Raw genomic sequence first — 23,725 nt, forward strand, 5'->3', positions numbered from 1 at the left:
TTATCCTTCTAAGGCTTGACGCAAATCTGCAATCAAATCTCTAGCATCCTCAATCCCAATTGACAAGCGCAAGAGGTCATCTGTCAAACCGTAAGAATGGCGCACTTCTGCTGGAATATCAGCGTGAGTTTGAGTCGTTGGATAAGTAATGAGACTTTCTACCCCACCTAGACTTTCCGCAAAAGAGAAGACCTTGAGACTATTCAAAATATGAGGAATGCGTGTTTCATCGGCTACTTTAAAGGAAATCATACCTCCACGACCAGTGTAGAGAACTTCCTTAACTGCTGGAGAATCCTTCAAAAAGGCAACCACTTCTTGGGCGTTGGCTGTTGAGCGCTCCATACGAAGAGACAAGGTTTTGAGACCACGAATCAATTGATAACTGTCAAATGGAGACAAAACTGCCCCTGTCGTATTGAGATTGTAAAAGAGCTTCTCGTATAGTTCTAAACTATTGGTCACAACCACTCCAGCCAAGACATCATTGTGGCCTGCCAGATACTTGGTTGCTGAATGGAGAACGATATCTGCCCCATCTTCAATCGGACGTTGGTAGATAGGACTGTAGAAGGTATTGTCCACCACCACTTTGGCCCCCTTATCATGAGCCAATTTCGCTAGTTTTTCGATATCAAATTCCAACATCAAGGGATTGGTTGGGGTTTCAATATAGAGAACATCCACATCCTTCTCCAACTCGCCAATCAACTCTTCTTCTGTATTGGCATAGGTAAAATGGAAACGGCCTTCCTGCTCCACTTGATTGAACCAGCGGAAAGAACCTCCATAAAGGTCACGGACAGCCAAGACCTTACTTCCTACTGGAAAGACGCTAAAGGCCAGTACAATAGCTGACATACCTGAGCTAGTAGCTAGAGCATAGTCTGCTGACTCAATAGCCGCCAAGACTTCTTCAGCCTTAGTGCGAGTTGGGTTTTTGGTGCGTGTATAGTCAAACCCTGTAGATCGACCAAACTCTGGATGCTGATAGGTCGTTGAAAAATGAAGCGGTGTCACCAAGGCTCCTGTAGCTTCATCTGACTTAATACCCGCCTGGGCCAAAATTGTGTTAATGTGTAATTCCTTGCTCATACAATTCCTCCAAATCTATAGTTACTATTGTACCACTTATTTTCATCAACTCATTTTCTTCTTTTCAAGAGCTGGTTATAGTTTCAAGCTATACACTTATCGAATAAAGTTAAAAAAGAATCCAGAAAATATTCCAGATTCTTTTGTGAAAATCCTTGCTAGGGCTTACTTAGACCGAAAGAAATCGTGTTGAGCTAAATAGTCATAATGATCTTTGTTAAATCGATATTGGCCCACACGCTGACTAACCTGACCAACATCCACAGAAAAAATAAAGGATTCATTTTGATAGTTCCAGTTCAGCCTAACTGTATTCAAGACTGTCTTATAAGTAAAATCTTTAACTTGATTCCAAGGCATCCCTACGACGTGATTAAAACGCTTTTCAGTTACATCACTGATGTCCATCAAGTAGATTCCCTTAGGTGTGAATGCCAGAATCTTAGGCTTCACACTCGACTGAACATAGTAGGCTCCTCCTACAATGAAGAAATCAATAAAGGATTTCAGCAATGTCTTTTTCTTAAAAGTCATCAGAAAATTCTTTTGCCCTTCAATATGACAAGTTGAGAGAAATGATGCAATCTGTTTTTCTGTTGCAAACTCCATAATAGCGCCCATGATGATACCTCCATAACTATTAGTAAATAGGCAGATAAGAACTCTTCACATAAAAGAAGAACTTATCATTTGTTGCGTTTTATCTTACTTTTCCAGTAGATGGCATCCCTCCAATAAAATCATCCTAGCATGTGTATACTTCAGTTAACACTGGAAGAGGATTTAAAAAAATAGCTTTTCACAACTTTTATTATATTCATTATATCATAAATTTGATAAACGATTTAAAAAACGTAAGCACTTTCCTTCCAAAATTCGCCATTACTCTATAAAAAAACGACAGTTTCCTTGAAACCATCGTTTTTTCTGGAAAAATCCTTATTTGACATGTTTTGCCAATTCTTCTTGGGCTTTTTTATTGGATTCTTCTTTTTCTTTCAGCCATTTTTCTTTGGCTTTTTCATATTCCTCTTTTGTGACTGTTTTATCTTGTACTTTGAGGTATTTATAGGATTCGATTCCTTTATTACCAGCTAATGAATATGGTTCTGAGAAAGGAACTGTTTTTCTCAATACTGGTGTTCCACCCTTAGAAATATTTGGAATCGCTAAAGCGCTATCTACCAACCAAGCTTGGATCTCAGCATACTTTTCATAGCGTTTTGCAAGATCTTGTTCCTTATTGGCTTCTTCCAACATTTGAGTGTAGACATCCAGTCCAACAGCCTTAGCCTTATCATTAGATTCACCAGGCTCTATACCCAGATTTTGCAACACTCCACCGCTCTTCACATTGAAAATATCAAGATAAGTTGATGGATCTTGATAGTCAGATCCCCAACCACCGTTGTAAAGATCATAATCCTTCTGAGCTGCTGTCTGAGCCAAATAGCTTGTATTGTCATAGTCTTCAGTAGAAAGTTGTTGAATATCAATTACAACGTTCTCTGCACCTAAGGCTGCTTCAATAGATTGTTTCATAGAATTTGCCTCTTGGACATTCTTTTTAGCAGCTTGGTCAACTGTCATGTCCAAGTGGATAGGGAATTGAACTCCTTTAGCTTGGAGTTCTTTCTTAGCTTCTGCAAATTTGGCTTTAGCTTTTTCAGCATTGTAGTATGGATCCTGAGCATCCGCAAAGTTGATTCCTTGCCATTCTTTACCATAATTGACCATCTTAGAGGCTACTACTTCACCAAAGTCTTTTCCATTGATACTTACAAATGTTGGTGGGACTACTAGGTTACGCAAAATCTTAGTTGCACCATCTTCTCCTTGAGATTGAGCCCCATAAGCTGTACGATCATAGGCAAAATTAATAGCTTGACGGAAGTTTTTATTAAGAACCGCTTCCTGAGTCGATTTCTTTTCAGCATCACTTGTTTTTGAAGTAAATTGATAAGATTTTCTATCAAGGTTAAAGTTTAAGAAGTAAGAAGTAGCATCTTGTAAACTATAAATGATATTGTCCTTATTCTTTTCTTTAATTCCTTCAAAACTTGAACTATTTGGATAAAGACGAGCATAGCTATAAGCACCTTCCACAAAGTTACGAGCCAGTGCATCTTGGTCACTACCATCATAATAGGCCAATTTCACATCATCTACAAAGACATTTTTAGCATCCCAGTAGTTAGGATTTTTCTTGAATTCAATGACAGATTTTGAAACAAAGGATTTCATCAAGAAAGGTCCATTGTACAAAATACTTGAAGGATCAACTGTTCCAAAATCATCACCTTTTGATTTCAAGAATTCCGCATTAACAGGGAATAGAATCGTTGAAGTTGTTTTTGAGTTCCAGTAAGGTTCTGGTCGAGTCAAAGTATATTGAACTGTCTGGTCATCAAGAGCCTTAACTCCAACAGTTGAAAAGTCGCTTGTTTTACCAGTGATATAGTCATCTAAACCAGCAACGGATTCTTGCACCAAGTACAAGGCTTCTGATTTTTTATCAGCAGCGTATTTTAACCCAGTAACAAAATCTTGGGCAGTTACTGGAGCATATTCATCTCCATCTGCAGTATACCATTTAGCATCTTTACGCAGTTTGTAGGTATAGGTCAAACCATCCTTGGATACACTCCAATCCTCTGCCAAAGATGGAACATAGTTCCCGTATTGGTCATTTTCCATGAGACCATCTACCAAATTGGTCACAATATCATTGGTTGTTGCACGGTTTTCTGCTAGATAGTTCAAACTAGACGGATCACTGGTATAAACATAGCTATATGTTTTTGACCCTGTGCTTGAATTTCCACACGCACTTAATAAAATACCTGCACTTAACACGACACCTGCAAGTGCTGCATACTTGGCTTTAGACTTTTTCATCTCCAGAACCTCCTGATTTAAATATTTGTCTTATTATACAACTTGAGTTTTATTTAGTCAATGGTTTTTTAAGTAAAATTTAAGAAAAATAAAATCACCATCTACAAATTTTAGTTATCATTCTACAAAATAATAAAAAAGAGAATAATTTAAGCATTTCATGATAGAAATGTTCAAATTATCCCTTTTATTTATAAATATTTTTTAAGTTAACTTTAATTTGATTCGTAAGCGATCTGCTTGGGCTTTTCCAATCACCTTATCCAACAAATGGGTACGAAGACTCATGACTCCGTAAACTCCTCCACCCATGGCACCGACAAGGGCTACATAAAGAAAGCTCCACAAACGTCCACTTGGTTGGAAAACAAATCCAAGTATCCACTGGATGGCACCTACACCGATGAACATAACAAGCGTTAACAAACTGATTAAAATGGTTCGCTTCAAAATCACCTTGCGCTTGACACCTGTTACCGTACAAATATCTCGATACATCAAAATATTAGGAATGATGAGACCGATGGTTGTTGAAATCAAAGGCCCGTAACTGTGGAAGAGAGCAATCGTTGGAAGTTGCAAGACCAGCTTGGCAATGGAACCATAGATAAAATAGAGAACTGCCTTGCGGTTGCGGAACATGGCTTGAAGCATTGGAGACAAGACCATGTACAAGCCTAAAATAGTAGACTGCAAAACTGCAAAAACAAACAAGCTCATGGCCAAACTATCTGGCTTGCCATAGAAGACAGTATAGAGAGGTTCTCCTACCATGACCACTCCAACCGTTGCTGGTAGCAAGAATAGGAAAAGCATAGTGATGCTGTCCTGAACTAGACGAGAAGCCGCCTTCAAGTCCCCCTTTATATAGTTTTCAGTCAAAAGTGGCAAGCCGACACTCCCAATCGAAACCCCAACAGAAATCAAAATCATAGTGATTTTATTAGGATTGGCAGAGAAATAAGAAAACATGACAATTAAGTCTTCATTACTATAGTTGGTAAACCACTTCATGCTATTGATAAAGGTATTTTGGTCCAAGATTTGGAAAAGCTGGATAGCCGAACCAGTCAAGATAAAAGGAATAGCTTCCTTAATCGTATCCATTAACAGGTGTTTGCTATCAATCTTATCTCGTGTTTCAAAGACTTTTTGAAGCATTCCTTCTTTATAGAGGAAATAAAGCAAGACAGCAAAGCTAGCTACCATTCCCACAAAGGCCGCAAAGGTAGACTGGGTGACTGCTGCTAGATAGTCTCCCGAACCAAGCTTCATAATGATAAAGGTTGCTAGAAGCATCCAGATAACCCGAATGACCTGCTCAGCGATTTGGCTCATGGCATAAGGTTTCAGGTTATTCATCCCTTGGAAGAAACCTCGAATCACACTCATCGATGGGAAAATCAAGACCGCCCAAGCCAAGCTCTGCATGATTGGGATTAAGTCTTTGCCCACGCCAGATAAGTCTGCTAGCCAAGGAGCAAAGACATACAAGATTAAAGCAAAAACCAAACCTAGTCCTATCATAAAGCCTAAAAAGCTCCGAATCAGGGCAAAGCTATGCTCCTCTTCTCGCATGGTATTGTACTTGGCAACTTGCTTGGCAACCGCAACTGGAATCCCTGCTGTTGAAATCAGCAAGAACCAGGCATAGATATTATAGCCCATAGTAAAAAGACCATTTGCTGTAGCCGCATAAGACCCCATCCAGATATACCAAGGGATGATATAAATGGCACCGAGTAGACGACTGATAAAGTTACTAGCCGTTAGCCAAGCAGTCCCCCGTAACATCTGGGCCTGCTGGTGATTGTTTTCGTTAGACATAGATTCCTCATTTAATTTTAATAGCTAGGAAAAATTCCTCATCTTCCATTATAAACTTTTCCTTGTTACTTGTAAATTTACGACTTTCGGTTTACAATAGAAAGTATGATTAAGATTGAAACCGTATTAGATATTTTAAAGAAAGATGATCTCTTCCGTGAGATTATCGACCAAGGACATTATCACTACAACTACAGCCATGTCATATTTGACACCATATGCTATGACAGCCGCAAGGCCAAAGAGAAGAGCCTCTTTTTCGTTAAAGGTGCTGCCTTTAAGAAGGAATTTCTGATTTCTGCCATCTCTCAAGGCCTCGGTTGGTATGTGGCTGAAAAAGACTATGAGGTTGGTATTCCTGCTATCATCGTCAGTGATATCAAGAAAGCCATGAGTTTGGTAGCTATGGAATTTTATCGCAATCCACAGAAAAAACTCAAACTCCTTGCCTTTACTGGTACTAAGGGTAAAACAACAGCAGCCTACTTCGCCTATAACATTTTATCTCAAGGGCATCGACCTGCTATGCTTTCGACCATGAATACAACTCTAGATGGCAAGACTTTCTTTAAGTCTGCATTAACAACCCCTGAGAGTATTGACCTCTTTGATATGATGAATCAAGCTGTGCAAAATGGCCGTACTCACCTCATCATGGAAGTATCCAGTCAGGCCTATCTGGTCAAACGTGTCTATGGTCTCACCTTTGATGTGGGAGTTTTCCTCAATATCAGCCCCGACCATATCGGCCCGATTGAACACCCTAGCTTTGAAGACTACTTCTACCACAAGCGTCTCTTGATGAAAAATAGCCGAGCAGTCATCATTAACAGTGACATGAACCACTTCTCTGTACTAAAAGAACAGGTGGAAAATCAAGACCATGATTTCTACGGTAGCCAGTCTGATAACCAAATCGAGAATTCCAAAGCCTTTAGCTTTTCAGCTACGGGTAAACTCGCTGGAGATTATGATATTCAACTCATTGGCCACTTTAACCAAGAAAATGCCGTTGCTGCTGGACTTGCTTGCCTCCGTCTCGGAGCTAGTCTTGAGGACATCAAAAAAGGAATCGCTGCAACCCGTGTTCCTGGTCGTATGGAAGTCCTCACTCAGAAAAACGGAGCCAAGGTTTTCATCGACTATGCCCACAATGGGGATAGTCTGAAAAAACTCATCAATGTGGTTGAAACTCATCAAACTGGAAAGATTGCTCTGGTCTTAGGTTCGACAGGAAATAAGGGAGAAAGTCGTCGTAAGGACTTTGGACTTCTCCTCAATCAACACCCTGAGATTCAAGTCTTTTTGACTGCTGATGACCCTAACTATGAAGACCCAATGGCCATTGCAGATGAAATTAGTAGCTACATCAATCATCCTGTTGAAAAAATTGCGGATCGCCAAGAAGCCATCAAGGCAGCTATGGCTATCACAAATCACGAATTAGATGCAGTTATTATCGCCGGTAAGGGAGCCGATTGCTACCAAATCGTCCAAGGCAAGAAAGAAGCCTATTCTGGAGATGCAGCCGTCGCAGAAAATTATTTATAAGATAGTAAAAAAATCAAGGGAAATGAAACCCTTGATTTTTTCTACCTTTATTTAAAAGCGTTTTTCAAACCTTCAACGGCACCTTCTACAGCACCTTTAGCATCTTCAACTACTTCTTTTGCCTTAGCAACTGTCTTTTCTACAGCGCCTTCTGCTTCAGTCTTGCTATCTCCAGTAACTTTACCAAATCCTTCTTTGATAGCACCTGTTGCTTGTTCCAATTTGTTTTCAAGTGACATATGATTGTCTCCTTTAGTTTTATTCCGATATGTGTTACCGGTTACATATAGTTTATACCGAATACTAAGGAAAGTCAAACAATGTGCTCAGAAAAAAGAAATCAAGCCAAGTAGAAAGTTAATCTTTCCTTATCAAAATCGATAGCTAACTCATACTTTCCATCTTGATTTTGAATAATATAACCTAGGACAACTAAACTGTCCACAAAGATGTCACGGCGTTTCTGCATAAGCTGGTCTTTTTTGAGAAATTTCAACAAAAAAGTCGTCATATATTTGAGAGCATACTCAGGATTAACATCTCCCAAAATGTCATAGAGATCCTGCTGTTTTTCTGTCAAAGGATACTGATGTTTGACCTTGTAGAAATAATTGGACAGGGTCATTTTTGATCTCGCAAAGTCCGTCTTTTCAACTAAAATAGCTGCATTGGTTTGATTGCGTAATTCCGTCTCAAAAGTCTGCTCCAATAAGGCTTGATAGATCAGACTATCTTCGCTAACAAAAATCTCTTGATCCAGTTCGAGACTATCGAGTGTTTCAAGCATAGGAAGATTGAGGTAATAACGCTTATTTTCCCGACGAATCAAACCAGCCTTTATATACTCTTCCATGAGTTTATCAACTGCCACATCTGGAAACTTGGCCTTAATTTCCCGTAAAATCACATCCTCATGCTGGTCCAGATAGCGGATTAATTCTCCAAAAAATGGCTGTCTCGTCAAACGAGATGGATTAAAAATCTGAATCATGAAGATTCCTTTCTTTGCATTCTAACAGAGGCGATGCTGCCAACTGACTAGGATTGGTCCCAGCTTGGTTTAGAGGAACAGGCAAACCTAGTTCGCTATAATACTCTCTCCAAAAATCACTAATGTCCTGCTTCCCATCACCAAATTTCATGGAAATAGTTTCAAAAATGGGGAGAATTTCTGCCATGTACTGGGAACAGTAAAAACCTTCTCCATCTGGATAGAAAGAAGCATTGTAGGGTGCTCCTAAATGTTTGCAAGCCTTTTCCTTCACAGACTGGATATCCATTTCTGGGTAAACATAGAGGTCGTACAAGTGATTGGACTCAAAGAAGTCTGCTGGTTCTTGACAAACAACACCAGCCTGTCCACTAGCGTGGTAAATCATCCCATCCAAACAAATCGCAACATGGTTATAGTTGCCTGTGGAAGTCTGGATGGCCTGTCCCATGTCAGAATCATCTCTCACAAAAATCAAATCGCCATTTTCTAACATGCTTCACTCCTAGAAAAAAAGGAGCCGAAACTCCTTTCGATATAAGGCAAACTAGCCTTTCCTAATTTGAATTGATACTCAAAATTTTAAGCATTAAAGCTTTCAGTCAATTGAGGTACCACTTGTTTCTTACGTGAAACAGCACCAGCTAGGAAAGCGTGGTTATTTTCAAGTTTGAAGTTAAAAGCCGCTTCGACCTTGTCCATGTTAGCACCAAGTGCTAGGATTTCTGAGTTTGAGTTGACGATGTCTGTAATCATCAAGACAAAGTCAGAGTAGCCGTTTGCTTCGTTGGCAGCTTGCATTGCAGCTTCAATTTCTGCTTGGCGTTCCAATACTTCAGCGATGTCCACTGTGTTTACTTGGGCAACACGGACATTATTTCCGTTCAATTCAAATGTCTTAGCATCGATGTCAATCAATTCTTCAGCAGATTTGCTAGCCAAGTTTGTACCAGCTTTCAACATAGCCAAACCATATTCTTCCAAGTTTACACCAGCCAATTCAGCCAATTCTGGAGCAATAACTGTATCTATTGGATGTGTTGTTGGTGATTTCAAAAGAAGGGTATCTGAAATCAAACCTGAAAGCATCAAACCAGCAATCTCTTTAGGAACAGCTACATCATGTTCTTTGAACATACGGTAAACGATTGAAGAAGCTGATCCAACTGGTTCCAAACGCATGTAAAGTGGGCTTGCAGTTTCAAAGTTAGCTACACGGTGGTGGTCTACAACACCATAAACTTCTACTTCAGCGATATCTGATACAGATTGTTGGAATTCATTGTGGTCAGTCAAGATAACTTGCTCTGCACCTTCTGCTTTAGCAGAAGTGATGACACGCGGTGCTTCCACACCAAAATAGTTCAAGACAAAGGCTGTTTCTTCATTTGGAGTTCCAAGGGCAACAGCTTCCGTATCCAAACCATAAGCTTCTTTTGCAAGGTAGGCAAAGGCTACAGATGACCCGATGGCATCTGAGTCTGGATTTTGGTGACCAAATACTAGAATCTTAGACATGATAATACCTCATTTTGTTTATTCTCTTTATTGTAGCATTTTTTTCGCTTTTTGACAAAAGTAAGAGGAGTCAAAGGGCTCCTCACTACTCTTCAAAATAACTGATACTCTTCGAAAATCAAATTTAAACCACGTCAGCTTCGCCTTGCCGTACTCAAGTACTGCCTACGGCTAGCTTCCTAGTTTTCTCTTTGATTTTCATTGAGTATGAGTAAATTTCTATCTTGATTTTCAGATAAAAATTGCTCCTTCTGCGGTCTCTTCTTACGCTTGAGAAGGGCTTCAGCTGACATGGCTTCTTCCTTACTGGCAAAACCTTGAGCATAGATAAGTTTGACTGGCAAGCGTGCTCTTGTATATTTGGCTCCCTTCCCACTATTGTGGACAGCGAGGCGTCTCATCACATCAGTCGTATAGCCTGTATAGTAGGATCCGTCACGACACTCCAGCACGTACATATAAGCCTTATGATCCATAATAAATCTCTTCGAGTTCCGGCGTATAAGAGCCATCATCATTGTGTACAATGAGAGGTGGCAAGACCTTAAAACCGCTTATTGAACCATCCTTGATAGCCTCAATCAAGAGCATATTGGCTTCTTTTTCCCTCTTTGGATAAACAAACTGCAGGCGCTTAGGCGCTAGATTGTGTCGTTTCAAGCTGTCCAAGATATCCAAGAGTCGATCAGGTCTATGAACCATGGCCAAACGCCCATTGGACTTGAGAATACTCTGAGCACTACGACAGATTTCCTGCAAATTGGTCGTGATTTCGTGGCGCGCCAAGAGGTAATGTTCACTCTCGTTCAGGTTGGAATGAGGATCCACCTTGAAATAGGGCGGATTACACAAAATCATATCCACCTTACTTCCCTGAATGTAAGCAGGCATATTTTTCAAATCATCACAGATGACCTGCATTTGCTCCTCTAATCCATTTAAACGGACAGAGCGTTCAGCCATATCCGCCAAACGCTCCTGAATCTCAACAGCCAAAATCTGTGCCTGAGTACGAGTGCTAGCAAATAGCCCCACTGCTCCATTCCCAGCACAGAAATCCACAATCAATCCCTTCTTAGGAAAACGTGGAAAGCGTGACAAGAGAACACTATCCACCGAATAGCTAAAAACCTCTCTATTTTGAATGATTTTAATATCTGTCGAAAAGAGCTGGTTAATGCGCTCTCCTGATTTTAATAATTGTTCTTCTTCCATGATCCTATTATAGCAAATTTATATTAATATTACAAAAGATATAGTTTTCTAACTAGTGCTTCTGATTCTTCAAATGTTGAAGGGCTTCCTTGGTCCAAATTGGCATCATTCGTTTGAGAGGAGCAAAGCCATAGTTAAAGCGGTCGCTTGAAAAACGTCTCCGTCTAGGAAACTGGTGCTTTTCTTCCTCCAAAGTACGGATAGAAAGACTGGCTTTCCCTGTAAATTCATCTAAATCCACTACCTGAACCAGAACCTCTTCATCGACTTTCAAGGCTTCATGAATATTTTCAATAAAGCCTGTCCGAATCTCTGAAATGTGAATCAGCCCCGTATCACCCGTCTCTAGCTCAACAAAGGCACCGTAGGGCTGAATCCCTGTAATACGCCCCTTTAGCTTATCACCGATTTTCATCTTAGTCCTCAATTTCAATAGTTTCAATCACAACATCTTCAACTGGCTTGTCCATAGCTCCTGTTTCAACAGCAGCAATTTCATCCAAGACAGCGTAAGAAGCTTCATCAGCTAGCTGACCAAAAACCGTGTGACGACGGTCTAGGTGAGGTGTCCCACCTTGGTTAGCATAGATTTCCGCAATCGGTTCTGGCCAACCACCACGAGCAATTTCTTTCTTAGAATATGGCAAATGTTGATTTTGCACGATAAAGAACTGGCTGCCGTTGGTATTTGGACCAGCATTGGCCATGGAAAGGGCACCACGGATATTGTAAAGTTCTTCTGAGAACTCATCCTCAAAAGATTCGCCGTAGATTGACTCGCCACCCATACCAGTTCCAGTTGGGTCTCCACCTTGAATCATAAAGTCCTTGATAATACGGTGGAAAATGACACCATCATAGTAGGCATCTTTAGAAAGAGCTACAAAGTTAGCCACTGTTTTAGGAGCATGCTCTGGGAAGAGCTTGATACGCAAGTCTCCGTGATTGGTCTTAATAGTCGCAAGAGGGCCTTCTACTGTTTCAATGTCTACTTGTGGGAAATGCAATTCTTTTTCTACCATACCAAATCCTTCTAAGGCATCAAAAATGCCATCTTCTTCTAGTATTTTTGTTATATAATCTGCTTTTTCTTTGATTTTTTCATGAGAAATTCCCATTGCGACGCTGATTCCAGCGTAATCAAAGAGTTCCAAGTCGTTGAGCCCATCTCCAAAGACCATAACGTTCTCTGGTTTCAAGCCTAGATGTTCCACAACCTGTTCCACACCTGTCGCCTTAGAGCCTGAAATCGGCACAATGTCAGACGAATGCTCATGCCAACGAACCATGCGAAGTTTGTCTGAGAGACTGTCAGGCAAGCGTAAATCATCCCCTTTATCTTCAAAAGTCCACATCTGATAGATGTCTTCTTTTTCATGGAAATCTGGATCCACATCCAAATCGGGATAAATTGGATTGATAGCCTCACTCATCATATCGGTGCGAGTCGACAACTTGGCATCATGACTCCCAACCAAACCATACTCGATTTCCTCTTGCTTGGCCCAAGAGATATACTCCTCAACATCTGACTTATCAATCTGATGTTGATAAATAACCTGACCTTTTTTATCTTCGATATAAGCTCCATTTAAGGTCACAAAAAAGTCAGGCTTGAGTTCACGAATCTCTGGTACAACACCAAAAATCCCCCGTCCAGAAGCAATACCCGTCAAAATTCCTTTCTCACGTAATTGCTTAAAAACAGTTGGGATTGAAGACGGAATAAAACCAGTCTTGGAATTTCGCAAGGTATCATCAATATCAAAAAAGACAATCTTGATTTTCTTTGCCTTGTATCTTAATTTCGCATCCATCTCACTACCTCTTTCAATCTAACTCTTTCCATTATACCATAAAGTAGGCAAATCCCCTATGTTCAAAAAATTTCCAGTTTTTATTGTAATACTCTTCGAAAATCAAATTCAAACCACGTCAACGTCGCCTTACCGTACTCAAGTACAGCCTGCGGCTAGTTTCCTAGTTTGCTCTTTGATTTTCATTGAGTATAAGTCCTTTTATGAGAAAAGAAACATGTTTATGAAAAAGCTCCATCATGCTCTTAATGTGTTCTCTTGTTTTCAAACTCACGAAAAAGAGAGCCACCAGCCCCAACTCGCTCTCCCATTTCAAGGATCGTGAAAAAAAGACCCGTCAGGGTCTTTTCTTTAATCTTCATTTACGAAAGGCATCAAAGCCATTACGCGAGCGCGTTTGATAGCTGTTGTTACTTTACGTTGGTTTTTAGCTGAAGTTCCAGTTACACGACGAGGAAGGATTTTCCCACGTTCTGAAACGAAACGGCTAAGAAGCTCAGTATCTTTGTAATCAACATATTCAATTTTGTTTGCTGCGATGTAATCAACTTTTTTACGGCGTTTGAATCCGCCACGACGTTGTTGAGCCATGTTTTTTCTCCTTTATATTTTTAGTTGTCCATTAGAATGGTAAATCATCATCTGAAATATCCAATGGATTTGTTGCTCCAAATGGATTTTCATCCCGTGAAAAGTCTGGTACTGAATTTGTAGGTGCTGAATAGTTTGCAGTTGGTGCAGAGTAAGCTCCACCTGTGTGACCCTCACGCACACTACGGCTTTCCAACATTTGGAAATTCTCAGCCACGACCTCTGTCACGTAGACACGTTGTCCTTGCTGGTTATCGTAACTACGAGTCTGGATACGGCCTGTCACCCCGATAAGCGAGCCTTTTTTAGCCCAGTTAGCAAGGTTTTCAGCCTGTTGGCGCCACATAACGACATTGATAAAATCAGCCTCACGTTCGCCATTTTGACTCTTAAATGTACGGTTTACTGCAAGAGTAAAAGTCGCAACTGCTACATTTGATGGGGTATAACGCAACTCAGCGTCACGTGTCATACGCCCTACAAGTACAACATTGTTAATCATAGTTTACCTTCTTACGCGTCAGTTTTGACGATCATGTGACGAAGAATGTCAGCGTTGATTTTTGAAAGACGGTCAAACTCTTTAAGAGCTGCATCGTCGTTTGCTTCAACGTTAACGATGTGGTAAAGTCCTTCACGGAAATCTTGGATTTCGTATGCAAGACGACGTTTTTCCCAAGTTTTTGATTCAACAACAGTTGCACCGTTGTCAGTCAAAATAGAGTCAAAACGTGCTACCAAAGCGTTTTTAGCTTCTTCTTCAATGTTTGGACGAATGATATAAAGAATTTCGTATTTAGCCATTGATATGTTCCTCCTTTTGGTCTAATGACCCCAAGACTTTGCAAGGGGTAAGTGAGGTTCGCTCACAGTAAACTATTATACTAGAAAACAATTTTTTACGCAAGTAAAAACTCTGGAATTCGAAAAAACGCCACATGGGCGTTTTCCTGTTCTTATGGTTTGATACGGTGCAACATACGTGGGAATGGAATAGCTTCACGGATGTGTTTTGTTCCTGCCGCGAAGGTTACCATACGTTCAATACCGATACCAAAGCCACCGTGTGGTACAGTACCGTATTTACGAAGGTCAAGGTAGAATTCATACTCTGTACGGTCCATACCAAGTTCATCCATCTTAGCTACAAGAGCATCGTAGTCTTCCTCACGCATAGAACCACCGATGATTTCTCCATAGCCTTCTGGAGCAAGCAAGTCTGCACAAAGCACGCGCTCTGGATTTCCAGGAACTGGCTTCATGTAGAAGGCCTTGATAGCTGCTGGATAGTTCATGACAAATGTTGGCACACCAAAGTGGTTTGAAATCCAAGTTTCGTGCGGTGAACCAAAGTCATCTCCATGTTCCAAATGCTCGTAGTCAGCATCTTCATCATTTTCATGCTCTTGCAAGAGGTCAATGGCTTGATCGTAAGTGATACGTTTGAAGGGCTCTGCAATGTAGCGTTTCAAGAGTTCTGTATCACGTTCCAAGGTTTCTAAGGCTTGAGGAGCACGGTCAAGAACACCTTGAAGAAGAGCTTTAACATAAGCTTCTTGCAAGTCAAGTGATTCATCATGTGTCAAGTATGAGTACTCAGCATCCATCATCCAGAACTCAGTCAAGTGACGGCGTGTTTTTGATTTTTCAGCACGGAATACTGGACCAAAGTCAAAGACACGACCAAGAGCCATAGCCCCTGCTTCTAGATAAAGCTGACCTGATTGGCTCAAGTAGGCTGGCGTTCCAAAGTAGTCAGTTTCAAAGAGTTCTGTTGAATCTTCAGCCGCATTTCCTGAAAGAATTGGGCTATCAAACTTCATGAAGCCATTCTTGTCGAAGAACTCATATGTTGCATAGATGATAGCGTTACGAATTTGCATCACCGCTACTTGCTTACGAGAACGGAGCCACAAGTGACGGTTGTCCATCAAGAAGTCTGTTCCATGTTCTTTTGGAGTGATTGGGTAATCTTGAGATTCACCGATTACTTCGATGTCTGTAATGTCCAACTCATAGCCAAACTTAGAACGTTCGTCTTCTTTAACAATACCTGTCACATAAACAGACGTTTCTTGGCTCAAGCGTTTGATGACATCAAACTTCTCAAGTCCTACTTCTTCACCAAATTTTTCGACAAAGTTTGGTTTAAAGGCTACACCTTGGAAAAAGGCTGTTCCATCACGCAATTGCAAGAAGGCGATTTTCCCTTTTCCTGATTTGTTGGCAACCCAAGCGCCAATCGTCACTTCCTGACCAACATAGTCTTTTACATCAATAATCGTTACACGTTTTGTCATTATTTTTCCTTTTCTTTTATTTTTCCATAAATGCTTTCAAGCGACTAACTGCTTCTTTAAGCGTGTCTAAGTCTGTCGCATAGCTGAGGCGGACATTTTCTGGCGCTCCAAATCCTGCTCCTGTTACCAAGGCCACTTCAGCTTCTTCTAAGATAGCGGTTGTAAATTCTGTCACATCCGTATATCCTTTCATCTCCATTGCCTTTTTGACATTTGGGAAGAGATAGAAGGCTCCTTGCGGTTTGACCACTTCAAATCCTGGCACTTCTGCAAGAAGGGGATAAATGGTATTGAGACGTTCTTCAAAAGCCTGACGCATGCTTTCTACAGTATCTTGCTCCCCTGATAGGGCCTCAACTGCTGCATACTGGGCTACTGCTGACGGATTAGAGGTTGTTTGACCTGCAATCTTGGACATGGCCGCGATAATGGCTGCTTCACCGACGGCATAGCCAATCCTCCAACCAGTCATAGCATAGGTTTTAGATACACCATTGATGACTACTGTTTGCTTGCGAATCGCTTCAGATAGGCTAGAAATCGGTGTAAACTCATGGCCATTATAGACCAAGCGACCATAGATATCATCTGCTAGGATGAGAATATCATTTTCTACAGCCCAGTTTCCGATTGCCAAAAGTTCCTCACGGGTGTAAATCATACCTGTGGGGTTAGATGGCGAATTCAGCACCAAAACCTTGGTCTTGTCTGTGCGAGCTGCTTCCAACTGCTCTACAATCACCTTAAAATGATTGTCTTCCTTAGCAGGAACAAAGACTGGCACACCCTCTGCCATCTTGACCTGGTCTCCATAGCTGACCCAGTAAGGGGTTGGGATGATAACCTCATCACCTGGATTGACCACGGCCATAAAGAAGGTATAGAGAGAATACTTGGCTCCCGCAGCTACTGTCACTTGATTTGGCTCTACAGAATAGCCGTAGAAACGCTCAAAGTAGGTATTAACCGCTGCCTTGAGCTCTGGTAGACCTGAGGTTACTGTATAAAAAGAAGCACGCCCATCTTGAATCGATGCAATGGCGGCATTTTGGATATTTTTGGGAGTAGTGAAATCTGGCTCACCCAAGGTTAGAGACAGGATATCTCTTCCCTCAGCCTTCATTGCTTTGGCACGGGCTCCAGCAGCCAAGGTCACACTTTCTTCCATTTCTAAAACACGGTTGGATAGTTTCATAGGCCCTCCTTATTGACCAATGCTCCTGTTTCAAAATCTACTAGATAAAAATCCGAGCCTGACTTGACTTCCCAGATTGGCTTATCTTGATAACGGCCAAAGGTAATCTTGTCAATCTCTCCAGCTCCTTTTTCCTTAGAAACAGCTTCTGCTTTTTCTTGTGAAACACCCTGATTTAGCTGATAAACGTAAATCTTATGATCATCTTTTCCAATCAGGACAGCAAGTGCTTCTTGCTGTTTATTATGACCAAGAACACTGTAATAGGATTCCAAGCCATTGTATAAGTCAACCTGATCAGCCTGCTCTAATCCTGCATACTGCTGAGCTAATTTTTCTCCTTCACTTTTAGCTGTTTGATAAGGTTTCATACTCAGAAACACTAGATACAGAAAGGAAGCACTGATAACCACAAACAAAATCGTCATCCCTAGACCATACTGCCACAGTAGATTATTTTTTGCTTTTTTTTGTCTTTTTTTCACTCGTCTATTTTACCATCTATTAGGCTTTATTACAAGTGAATGCAAGAATACTCTTCGAAAATCAAATTCAAACCACGTCAGCTTCGCCTTGCCGTACCCAAGTACTGTCTGCGACTAGCTTCCTAGTTTGCTCTTTGATTTTCATTGAGTATAAGCAACCAATTCTATTTCTTCCTTCAAAGTAAATCGATTTTTCTTAGCTAAAACCGAGCAAGAAAAGTAAAGACAGCTCCAAAATCAACCTATTAAAAAACCTGAGCTTGGCACTCAAGTTTTCGTAAGTTTTTTGATCTATGGAATCACTTTATCATCCATTCTTTTAGCCATTTTTCCTAAAAAGATAGGTAGTAGAAGGCCGATCGTGACTAAAAAGAAGCCTAAATAAAGAAATGTTACTACAAAGCCTAAATGGTCAATCAACCAACCTGTCAGTGGGAAGAACACAATCATACTGAGGCTAAACATCATAGAGTAGACACTTAGCATGGTTGCCCTTACTTCACTTGGAAGTCGCTCTTGCAAATCATTGTCAAAAATCGGCTGAAAAAGAGCATATAGAGCATTACTAATCAAATAAATCAAAATATAGATTAGAGGTGTTCCAAAGTAGGACAGCAGGTAGGTAACTCCAGTCAGCAGGACGAGAATAGGGAAAAGCTTCAAGGCAGCATAGTTCTTTCCAATCTTACTCGCTAGATAGACTGCAAGGATATTCAAGAGACTTCCAAGTAGCATAACTGCTGAAATTTGCCAACTACTTAAATCTGGTAACTGATTTTGATAGTAAAAATAAAACATGCACATGAGTACTCCGACAATCTGAGACAAAATCATCCAGTTGAAAAGCATGGGATTTCGCTCCAACTCATCCTTAACAGTCCAAATAATCTGTTTCATGGTCACACTATCAGTTTTTTCTAGCTTGACACTAGGTTCTTTCAGCATCCAAATCAGGAAAAGAACTATGATAGAAGTGGCAATCATGATATAGTAGGTCAGGTACAATTGACCATGGACAAAAAATCCCGCCAACACTGTCCCAAAAGACCGAGTTCCTTCTGACACTCCTGATAGGAAGCTTGAAATGGATAGATAACGCTCCTTTAGTCCAGCCTCTACAGCCGAGTCATAGACCATTGCTGCGCTTGTTCCTGAATCAAAATTGTAAGACAAGGCACTTACCGCCATAGCTAGTTCATAAATCCAAAAATTTCCCTGACCAGCCAACATGAGAATAGAAGAGATAATTCCTGCTATTCGACTTAAATAAAGGTTGGTTTTATAGGAATAACGATCAGCTAACATACCAGATGGAATTTCACAGAGAAGACTGGTAGTATGAAAAATACTCTCCAGAAGTCCAATCTGCCAAAGAGACATGCCGTTTTGACTGAGAAAGAGAATCCAAAAACTGGTAATCCCTAGAAATGCAAAAAACTCAACTCCGGCCATCAGGCCAATATTTTTCCGATAATTTCTTATTAACATTTTTTCTCCTTTAACAAGTGTATTATTATTTCTTTTGTCCGTCACTTGTTAATCTTTGCCTTACATGATCTCCACCCCTTTTAGAAGCATTCTTAAAATGCCATTATTTTCGTTTAATTGTTTATGAAATGATACCGGAAAAACTGTTCTGTAGTTTCTATTGCAAATTTTCTCGTTTATTTTAGCACTTATATCATCATATTACAAGAGAATATAGGAATATTCTTCAAAAATCAAATATAAACCAGGATTCAAAACGAACAGTTCTTACTTTTCCAGTCGCAAATGATTAAAGTTTCTGTAATTTTTAATTTTCAAATAAACTCTGAGCAAATTTCTTGCAAGTCCTTTTGTTTTGTTGTAATATATTTTATAACAACGAGAAAGTTCTCGGAAATTTAATAAAAAGGAGACACATCATGTCTAAAAAAGTATTATTTATCGTCGGATCACTACGTCAAGGTTCTTTCAACCACCAAATGGCTCTCGAAGCTGAGAAAGCACTTACTGGTAAAGCAGAAGTTAGCTATCTTGATTATTCAGCCCTTCCTCTCTTCAGCCAAGATTTGGAAGTTCCAACACATCCAGCTGTAGCTGTTGCTCGTGAAGCGGTTCTCGCTGCGGATGCTATCTGGATCTTCTCTCCAGTCTACAACTTCTCTATCCCTGGAACAGTGAAAAACTTGCTTGACTGGCTATCTCGTGCCCTTGATCTATCTGATACACGTGGTGCTTCTGCCCTTCAAGACAAGTTTGTCACCGTATCATCTGTAGCTAATGCCGGTCACGATCAACTCTTCGCTATTTACAAAGACCTCTTGCCATTTATCCGTACACAAGTCGTTGGTGATTTCACTGCGGCACGTGTCAACGACTCTGCTTGGGCAGATGGAAAATTGGTTCTTGAAGAAACTGTCCTAAACTCACTTGAAAAACAAGCTCAAGACTTGATCGCAGCAATTCAGTAAAAAATAGAGAATTTTAAGAAGTCTAAATCAATTATAGCCACCTCATAGGGTGGCATTTTTATTTCTCAATCAAGATTTTCAGACAAACATCAGCCATCCAAAAAAACCTTGAGCGTTACCACTCAAGGTTTTTAGCAGTCTTTCCATCATGGAAAATCGTCCTAAGAATATTCTTTCATTCGAGATCTATCACTTATCATCTTCTTTCGAGAAATTAGTGACTGCTTTTGGCTGATTAATCTTCTTTTCTTCGACCTACATATAGGCTCAATAGAATACCGCTACCTAAAAGAATAGAGATATAATCAGATTGGCTTCCAGTTTCAGGTAATTTGTCCCCATGGTTTTCTTTACCTGTAGTTGGTCCTACTGGGTTAGAAGTTAATGGTGTTACCGGTTGAACTGGTACATTTGGATTTGGTTGTGTTGGAACTTCAGGAATGTTTAAAGTTGGTTTGTCATTTACTTCTGGCATACCAGGTACTCCGCCATTAAACTCTGGAATTTCTTGTACCGGAGGTGTTGGCATCCCTGAAACTTCTGGATTAGGAAGTTCATTGACTTCAGGCATACCTGGCACACCACTGTTGAATTCTGGCAATTCATTAACTTCTGGCATTCCTGGCACACCACCGTTGAATTCTGGCAATTCGTGAACTGGTGGTTCTGGAATTGCAAACGTTGGTCCTTGTGGCACATTACGTGTTGGAGGAACTGGTTTGTCATTTGATGGTGTTACTGGTTTGTCTTGGCAACCACATTTACCATCTTTGCCGTCGCGACCATCACGACCATCTTTACCGTCTTTAACAACTGTTTTTGTCACAGTTCCGTCAGAATTGATGATTGTGATTGTATGACTACCATTTCCATTATCTTCAACAGAAACTTTTGGTGATTTACCATCTTTACCGTCTTTAATCACCATTTCTGTCTTACTTCCATCTGGATTAATGATTGTAACAACGTGAGTTCCGTCGTTATTATTTTTAACAGTTACAGTTGGTGAAACGCCATCTTTGCCGTCGCGACCATCTTTTATAATAGATTTGTATTCACGACCATCAGAATCAACGATTGTCAATGTGTGAGTTCCGTCTCCGTTATCAACGATGTTCGCTTTTGGTGATTTACCATCAAAGATTGTAGTTGTAGTTTCTTTACCATCAGCTCCTGTCACTTTAATAGTGTGTGAACCGTTGTTGTTATCAATCACTTCAAGTTTTGGTGATTTACCATCACGTACTGTAGTAGTTGTAGTTGTACCGTCTGAGTTCACAACTGTGATAGTGTGAGTGCCATCTCCGTTATCCACAACCTTAGCAGTTGGTGATTTACCGTCACGAACTGTGGTTTCAGAAACAGTACCATTACCGTTTTCTACACGAATAGTGTAAGTACCGTCTTGGTTATCTCTAACTGTTGCTACTGGTGATTTACCATCTTTAATGATTGTTTCAGTAGTTGTTCCATCACCATTTAGAACTGAGATCTTATGTGTTCCATTCTGTTCGTCAGTTATTGTAACTTTTGGTGATTTACCATCACGAACTGTGGTTTCAGTTGTCACACCTTCTGGATTTGTAATAACGATTGTATGACTTCCGTCTCCATTATCACGAACAGATGCGGTTGGAGTACGTCCGTCAACACCGTCACGACCATTCTTAACAACAAACTCATTCTTAGTTCCGTCTGGGTTAGTGATTGTTACTCTGTGGCTTCCATCTGGGTTTTCTGTTGTAGTTGCTGTTGCAGCTTTACCGTCTTTACCATCTTTGATGATAGCGTTCGTAACATTACCGTCTCCATCTGTAACTTTAACTGTGTGAGTTCCATCGTTGTTATCCGTTACTTCAACTTTTGGAGTCTTACCGTCTTTACCGTTTTTAACAACTGTTTCTTTAGTTGTTCCGTCTGGATTTGTTACAGTGATTGTGTGGCTTCCGTCTGGATTTTCTGTTGTAGTGATATTGGCAGTTTTACCGTCTTTACCATCTTTAACTTTAGTTGTTGATTCAGAACCATCAGGGTTTCTAACAGTAATAGAGTGTGTTCCATCTCCATTGTCCGTTACATTTACAACTGGTGATTTACCGTCTGCTCCATTAGCTCCTTTTTCACCTTTTTCACCTTTGTCGCCTTTTTCACCGGCTACTCCTTGAGGTCCACGGATATTACCAATCTTGTTCCAAGAACCATTTTCTTTCTTGTAAACATCACCTGTATTGGCATCGATATAAGTATCACCGTCTTTACCATCATTAGCAGTTGGGGCAGTAACTCCACTTAGTAATTCAGCACCGTTACGTCCATTTGTACCAGAAGCTCCATCTGTACCATTACGTCCATTTGTACCATTCAAGATATCACTTGTACCAATTAATTCATCCACACCTGGATCGTATTTACCGTTACCATTATTATCATAGTATGCTGTAATACGAGTACCATTTACTGGTTGTGAATCTGTTGCATCTGTAGTTGTTGGTTGTACTGTTTCTGATGACTCAGTTGCACTTCTATCTTCATATGGTAATGCTCTTCTATTTCTTGCACTTCTTGATGTTCCAGAAGGTTGTGAATTAGAAGTTGATCCAGCACCTCTTCTAACTGCTTCCACCAATGCATTTAAGTCAATAGTTGGTGTACGTCCATCTTTACCATTCTTACCATCTTTCACTGTAAAGGTTACTGGATCTTTACCTGGTGTTGTGATAGTTACAACAGTGCTTTGGCCATCTTGTCCACGTTGAGTAGTGATTGTAGGAGTTTGTCCATCCTGACCGGTTGCACCAGTTTCTCCCTTAGCACCATCTTGAACAAAGACTGTAGTTGGTTGTGAACCATCATGGTTATCAACTGTGATTTCTACACCTTTATGACCTTCTTCATCCTTACGAACAGCTGTTACTGTTGGAGAGACTCCGTCCACTCCGTCTTTAATAACTGCTAGAGGTTTTTCTGGGTTCAATGGTTGACCTGGATGTGCTGGATCTTCTTGGTAAACTTTAGTTTCTTTACCATCTTTAACAGTAAGTAATGATTTACCATCACGTCCGTCCGCACCTTTAGCACCATCTTTAATCATTTCAGAACCTAGAAGTTCATCAGTTCCTGGAGTGTACTTACCATCATTGTTTTCATCAGTATAGAATGTCACAATTGTATGAGATGGATTTCCGTTTTGTCCTTCAACACGAAGCAAATCAACTTTTGGAGTTTTACCGTTCAAACCATTTTCACCGTTCTTAACATTTACTGTAACTGGATCTTTACCTGGAACAGTGAATGTAATGTCGGTACTATGACCATCTTTACCTGGAGTTACAGTTACTTCTGGAGTCTTACCATCTTCTCCACGTTCACCTTTGTCACCCTTAGGTCCCTTGATGTTGCCTTCTTTTTCCCATGTGCCGTTATTCTTAACGAAGACGTCACCTGTTTCTGTGTTAACGTATTTATCGCCGTCTTTACCTTCTGTAGTTGGGTTGACTTTGCCGTTCAAGACGTCTTTTCCGTCGCGGCCATCACGGCCGTCACGTCCTGCAGGTCCTTGTGCTCCATCACGTCCGTCGCGTCCTTGAAGACCTTGAGCACCCTGGTCACCCTTAGGTCCCTTGATGTTACCTTCTTTTTCCCATGTGCCGTTGTTCTTAACGAAGACGTCACCTGTTTCTGTGTTAACGTATTTATCGCCGTCTTTACCTTCTGTAGTTGGGTTGACTTTACCGTTCAAGACGTCTTTTCCGTCGCGGCCATCACGTCCTGCTGGTCCTTGCGCTC

Annotated in this window: 22 protein-coding genes; 2 read left to right on the forward strand and 20 right to left on the reverse strand. The window is 40.6% G+C overall.

Features of this window, described 5'->3' with window-relative positions; translation table 11 throughout:
* From FBF73_RS08365 to FBF73_RS08385, 4 genes are all read right to left on the reverse strand, one after another.
* Window positions 1–1,095, reverse strand: coding sequence for a cystathionine gamma-synthase (locus FBF73_RS08365; RefSeq protein WP_136937526.1), 1,095 nt, complete (start codon window positions 1,093–1,095; stop codon window positions 1–3).
* A gap of 165 nt (window positions 1,096–1,260) precedes the next feature.
* Window positions 1,261–1,716 carry a hypothetical protein gene (locus tag FBF73_RS08375; protein ID WP_136937528.1) on the reverse strand — a complete coding sequence of 152 codons (456 nt, stop codon included), beginning with the start codon at window positions 1,714–1,716 and terminating at the stop codon, window positions 1,261–1,263.
* A 318-nt stretch (window positions 1,717–2,034) separates the two neighbouring features.
* Window positions 2,035–3,993, reverse strand: coding sequence for a peptide ABC transporter substrate-binding protein (locus FBF73_RS08380; protein WP_136937529.1), 1,959 nt, complete (start codon window positions 3,991–3,993; stop codon window positions 2,035–2,037).
* Between the two features lie 204 nt (window positions 3,994–4,197).
* The gene (locus FBF73_RS08385) at window positions 4,198–5,820 is read right to left on the reverse strand and encodes a putative polysaccharide biosynthesis protein (protein WP_136937530.1); all 1,623 of its coding nucleotides are present in this window, start codon (window positions 5,818–5,820) and stop codon (window positions 4,198–4,200) included.
* 105 nt (window positions 5,821–5,925) lie between these two features.
* Between FBF73_RS08385 and FBF73_RS08390 the strand changes: the two genes are divergently transcribed.
* Entirely contained in the window at window positions 5,926–7,371 is a 1,446-nt protein-coding gene (locus tag FBF73_RS08390; protein WP_125411247.1) for a UDP-N-acetylmuramoyl-L-alanyl-D-glutamate--L-lysine ligase, read from the forward strand.
* A 47-nt stretch (window positions 7,372–7,418) separates the two neighbouring features.
* Here the strand turns inward: FBF73_RS08390 and FBF73_RS08395 are convergent, their stop codons facing one another.
* From FBF73_RS08395 to FBF73_RS08470, 15 genes are all read right to left on the reverse strand, one after another.
* A complete protein-coding gene (locus tag FBF73_RS08395) occupies window positions 7,419–7,610 on the reverse strand; it encodes a CsbD family protein (RefSeq protein ID WP_000051184.1) in 192 nt (63 codons plus the stop codon).
* A 101-nt stretch (window positions 7,611–7,711) separates the two neighbouring features.
* Entirely contained in the window at window positions 7,712–8,362 is a 651-nt protein-coding gene (locus FBF73_RS08400) for a DUF1803 domain-containing protein (RefSeq protein ID WP_136937531.1), read from the reverse strand.
* Window positions 8,346–8,858 (reverse strand): YiiX/YebB-like N1pC/P60 family cysteine hydrolase, encoded by a 513-nt coding sequence (locus FBF73_RS08405; protein WP_136937532.1) that lies wholly within the window; start codon window positions 8,856–8,858, stop codon window positions 8,346–8,348. Before FBF73_RS08405 ends, FBF73_RS08400 begins: the two co-directional genes overlap by 17 nt.
* Window positions 8,859–8,944: 86 nt before the next feature.
* A complete protein-coding gene (locus tag FBF73_RS08410; RefSeq protein WP_136937533.1) occupies window positions 8,945–9,880 on the reverse strand; it encodes a manganese-dependent inorganic pyrophosphatase in 936 nt (311 codons plus the stop codon).
* A gap of 179 nt (window positions 9,881–10,059) precedes the next feature.
* A complete protein-coding gene (locus tag FBF73_RS08415) occupies window positions 10,060–10,356 on the reverse strand; it encodes a GIY-YIG nuclease family protein (RefSeq protein WP_136937534.1) in 297 nt (98 codons plus the stop codon).
* Window positions 10,346–11,095 (reverse strand): tRNA1(Val) (adenine(37)-N6)-methyltransferase, encoded by a 750-nt coding sequence (locus tag FBF73_RS08420; RefSeq protein ID WP_136937535.1) that lies wholly within the window; start codon window positions 11,093–11,095, stop codon window positions 10,346–10,348. The genes FBF73_RS08415 and FBF73_RS08420 overlap by 11 nt, the downstream gene beginning before the upstream one ends.
* Window positions 11,096–11,147: 52 nt before the next feature.
* Window positions 11,148–11,510, reverse strand: coding sequence for a S1 RNA-binding domain-containing protein (locus FBF73_RS08425; protein WP_042901323.1), 363 nt, complete (start codon window positions 11,508–11,510; stop codon window positions 11,148–11,150).
* A 1-nt stretch (window position 11,511) separates the two neighbouring features.
* Window positions 11,512–12,912 carry a bifunctional Cof-type HAD-IIB family hydrolase/peptidylprolyl isomerase gene (locus FBF73_RS08430; protein ID WP_136937536.1) on the reverse strand — a complete coding sequence of 467 codons (1,401 nt, stop codon included), beginning with the start codon at window positions 12,910–12,912 and terminating at the stop codon, window positions 11,512–11,514.
* 351 nt (window positions 12,913–13,263) lie between these two features.
* The gene (gene rpsR, locus FBF73_RS08440) at window positions 13,264–13,503 is read right to left on the reverse strand and encodes a 30S ribosomal protein S18 (protein ID WP_000068664.1); all 240 of its coding nucleotides are present in this window, start codon (window positions 13,501–13,503) and stop codon (window positions 13,264–13,266) included.
* A gap of 31 nt (window positions 13,504–13,534) precedes the next feature.
* Window positions 13,535–14,005 carry a single-stranded DNA-binding protein SsbA gene (ssbA, locus tag FBF73_RS08445; RefSeq protein WP_000609606.1) on the reverse strand — a complete coding sequence of 157 codons (471 nt, stop codon included), beginning with the start codon at window positions 14,003–14,005 and terminating at the stop codon, window positions 13,535–13,537.
* 11 nt (window positions 14,006–14,016) lie between these two features.
* Window positions 14,017–14,307 carry a 30S ribosomal protein S6 gene (gene rpsF / locus FBF73_RS08450; protein WP_001151786.1) on the reverse strand — a complete coding sequence of 97 codons (291 nt, stop codon included), beginning with the start codon at window positions 14,305–14,307 and terminating at the stop codon, window positions 14,017–14,019.
* Window positions 14,308–14,459: 152 nt separating this feature from the next.
* Complete coding sequence (asnS, locus tag FBF73_RS08455) at window positions 14,460–15,803, reverse strand: asparagine--tRNA ligase (RefSeq protein ID WP_000167160.1); 1,344 nt, start codon at window positions 15,801–15,803, stop codon at window positions 14,460–14,462.
* A gap of 16 nt (window positions 15,804–15,819) precedes the next feature.
* Window positions 15,820–16,998 (reverse strand): pyridoxal phosphate-dependent aminotransferase, encoded by a 1,179-nt coding sequence (locus FBF73_RS08460; RefSeq protein WP_136937537.1) that lies wholly within the window; start codon window positions 16,996–16,998, stop codon window positions 15,820–15,822.
* Window positions 16,995–17,483, reverse strand: a complete 489-nt coding sequence (locus FBF73_RS08465; RefSeq protein WP_169435204.1) for a DUF5590 domain-containing protein — start codon at window positions 17,481–17,483, stop codon at window positions 16,995–16,997. Before FBF73_RS08465 ends, FBF73_RS08460 begins: the two co-directional genes overlap by 4 nt.
* 291 nt (window positions 17,484–17,774) lie before the next feature.
* Window positions 17,775–18,971, reverse strand: a complete 1,197-nt coding sequence (locus FBF73_RS08470) for an MFS transporter (protein ID WP_136937538.1) — start codon at window positions 18,969–18,971, stop codon at window positions 17,775–17,777.
* 419 nt (window positions 18,972–19,390) lie between these two features.
* Between FBF73_RS08470 and FBF73_RS08475 the strand changes: the two genes are divergently transcribed.
* The gene (locus FBF73_RS08475; protein ID WP_136937539.1) at window positions 19,391–19,939 is read left to right on the forward strand and encodes an NADPH-dependent FMN reductase; all 549 of its coding nucleotides are present in this window, start codon (window positions 19,391–19,393) and stop codon (window positions 19,937–19,939) included.
* A gap of 235 nt (window positions 19,940–20,174) precedes the next feature.
* On the opposite strand, the gene FBF73_RS08480 is transcribed toward FBF73_RS08475, so the two are convergent.
* Window positions 20,175–23,725: SIALI-17 repeat-containing surface protein (locus tag FBF73_RS08480; RefSeq protein WP_136937540.1), on the reverse strand; the 3,551-nt coding region annotated here is incomplete at its 5' end.

The sequence above is a fragment of the Streptococcus mitis genome (assembly GCF_005144795.1).
GTDB classification, from domain to species: domain Bacteria; phylum Bacillota; class Bacilli; order Lactobacillales; family Streptococcaceae; genus Streptococcus; species Streptococcus mitis_BB.

What these genes read in the sequence shown, in the direction of transcription:
- FBF73_RS08365 (WP_136937526.1), bottom strand. Translation starts at nt 1,095, where the DNA reads ATGAGCAAGGAATTACACATTAACACAATTTTGGCCCAGGCGGGTATT.
- asnS (WP_000167160.1), bottom strand. Translation starts at nt 15,803, where the DNA reads ATGACAAAACGTGTAACGATTATTGATGTAAAAGACTATGTTGGTCAG.
- FBF73_RS08430 (WP_136937536.1), bottom strand. Translation starts at nt 12,912, where the DNA reads ATGGATGCGAAATTAAGATACAAGGCAAAGAAAATCAAGATTGTCTTT.
- FBF73_RS08475 (WP_136937539.1), top strand. Translation starts at nt 19,391, where the DNA reads ATGTCTAAAAAAGTATTATTTATCGTCGGATCACTACGTCAAGGTTCT.
- rpsF (WP_001151786.1), bottom strand. Translation starts at nt 14,307, where the DNA reads ATGGCTAAATACGAAATTCTTTATATCATTCGTCCAAACATTGAAGAA.
- FBF73_RS08385 (WP_136937530.1), bottom strand. Translation starts at nt 5,820, where the DNA reads ATGTCTAACGAAAACAATCACCAGCAGGCCCAGATGTTACGGGGGACT.
- FBF73_RS08400 (WP_136937531.1), bottom strand. Translation starts at nt 8,362, where the DNA reads ATGATTCAGATTTTTAATCCATCTCGTTTGACGAGACAGCCATTTTTT.
- FBF73_RS08460 (WP_136937537.1), bottom strand. Translation starts at nt 16,998, where the DNA reads ATGAAACTATCCAACCGTGTTTTAGAAATGGAAGAAAGTGTGACCTTG.
- FBF73_RS08420 (WP_136937535.1), bottom strand. Translation starts at nt 11,095, where the DNA reads ATGGAAGAAGAACAATTATTAAAATCAGGAGAGCGCATTAACCAGCTC.
- ssbA (WP_000609606.1), bottom strand. Translation starts at nt 14,005, where the DNA reads ATGATTAACAATGTTGTACTTGTAGGGCGTATGACACGTGACGCTGAG.
- FBF73_RS08395 (WP_000051184.1), bottom strand. Translation starts at nt 7,610, where the DNA reads ATGTCACTTGAAAACAAATTGGAACAAGCAACAGGTGCTATCAAAGAA.
- FBF73_RS08405 (WP_136937532.1), bottom strand. Translation starts at nt 8,858, where the DNA reads ATGTTAGAAAATGGCGATTTGATTTTTGTGAGAGATGATTCTGACATG.
- FBF73_RS08375 (WP_136937528.1), bottom strand. Translation starts at nt 1,716, where the DNA reads ATGGGCGCTATTATGGAGTTTGCAACAGAAAAACAGATTGCATCATTT.
- FBF73_RS08415 (WP_136937534.1), bottom strand. Translation starts at nt 10,356, where the DNA reads ATGGATCATAAGGCTTATATGTACGTGCTGGAGTGTCGTGACGGATCC.
- FBF73_RS08470 (WP_136937538.1), bottom strand. Translation starts at nt 18,971, where the DNA reads ATGTTAATAAGAAATTATCGGAAAAATATTGGCCTGATGGCCGGAGTT.
- rpsR (WP_000068664.1), bottom strand. Translation starts at nt 13,503, where the DNA reads ATGGCTCAACAACGTCGTGGCGGATTCAAACGCCGTAAAAAAGTTGAT.
- FBF73_RS08380 (WP_136937529.1), bottom strand. Translation starts at nt 3,993, where the DNA reads ATGAAAAAGTCTAAAGCCAAGTATGCAGCACTTGCAGGTGTCGTGTTA.
- FBF73_RS08410 (WP_136937533.1), bottom strand. Translation starts at nt 9,880, where the DNA reads ATGTCTAAGATTCTAGTATTTGGTCACCAAAATCCAGACTCAGATGCC.
- FBF73_RS08390 (WP_125411247.1), top strand. Translation starts at nt 5,926, where the DNA reads ATGATTAAGATTGAAACCGTATTAGATATTTTAAAGAAAGATGATCTC.
- FBF73_RS08425 (WP_042901323.1), bottom strand. Translation starts at nt 11,510, where the DNA reads ATGAAAATCGGTGATAAGCTAAAGGGGCGTATTACAGGGATTCAGCCC.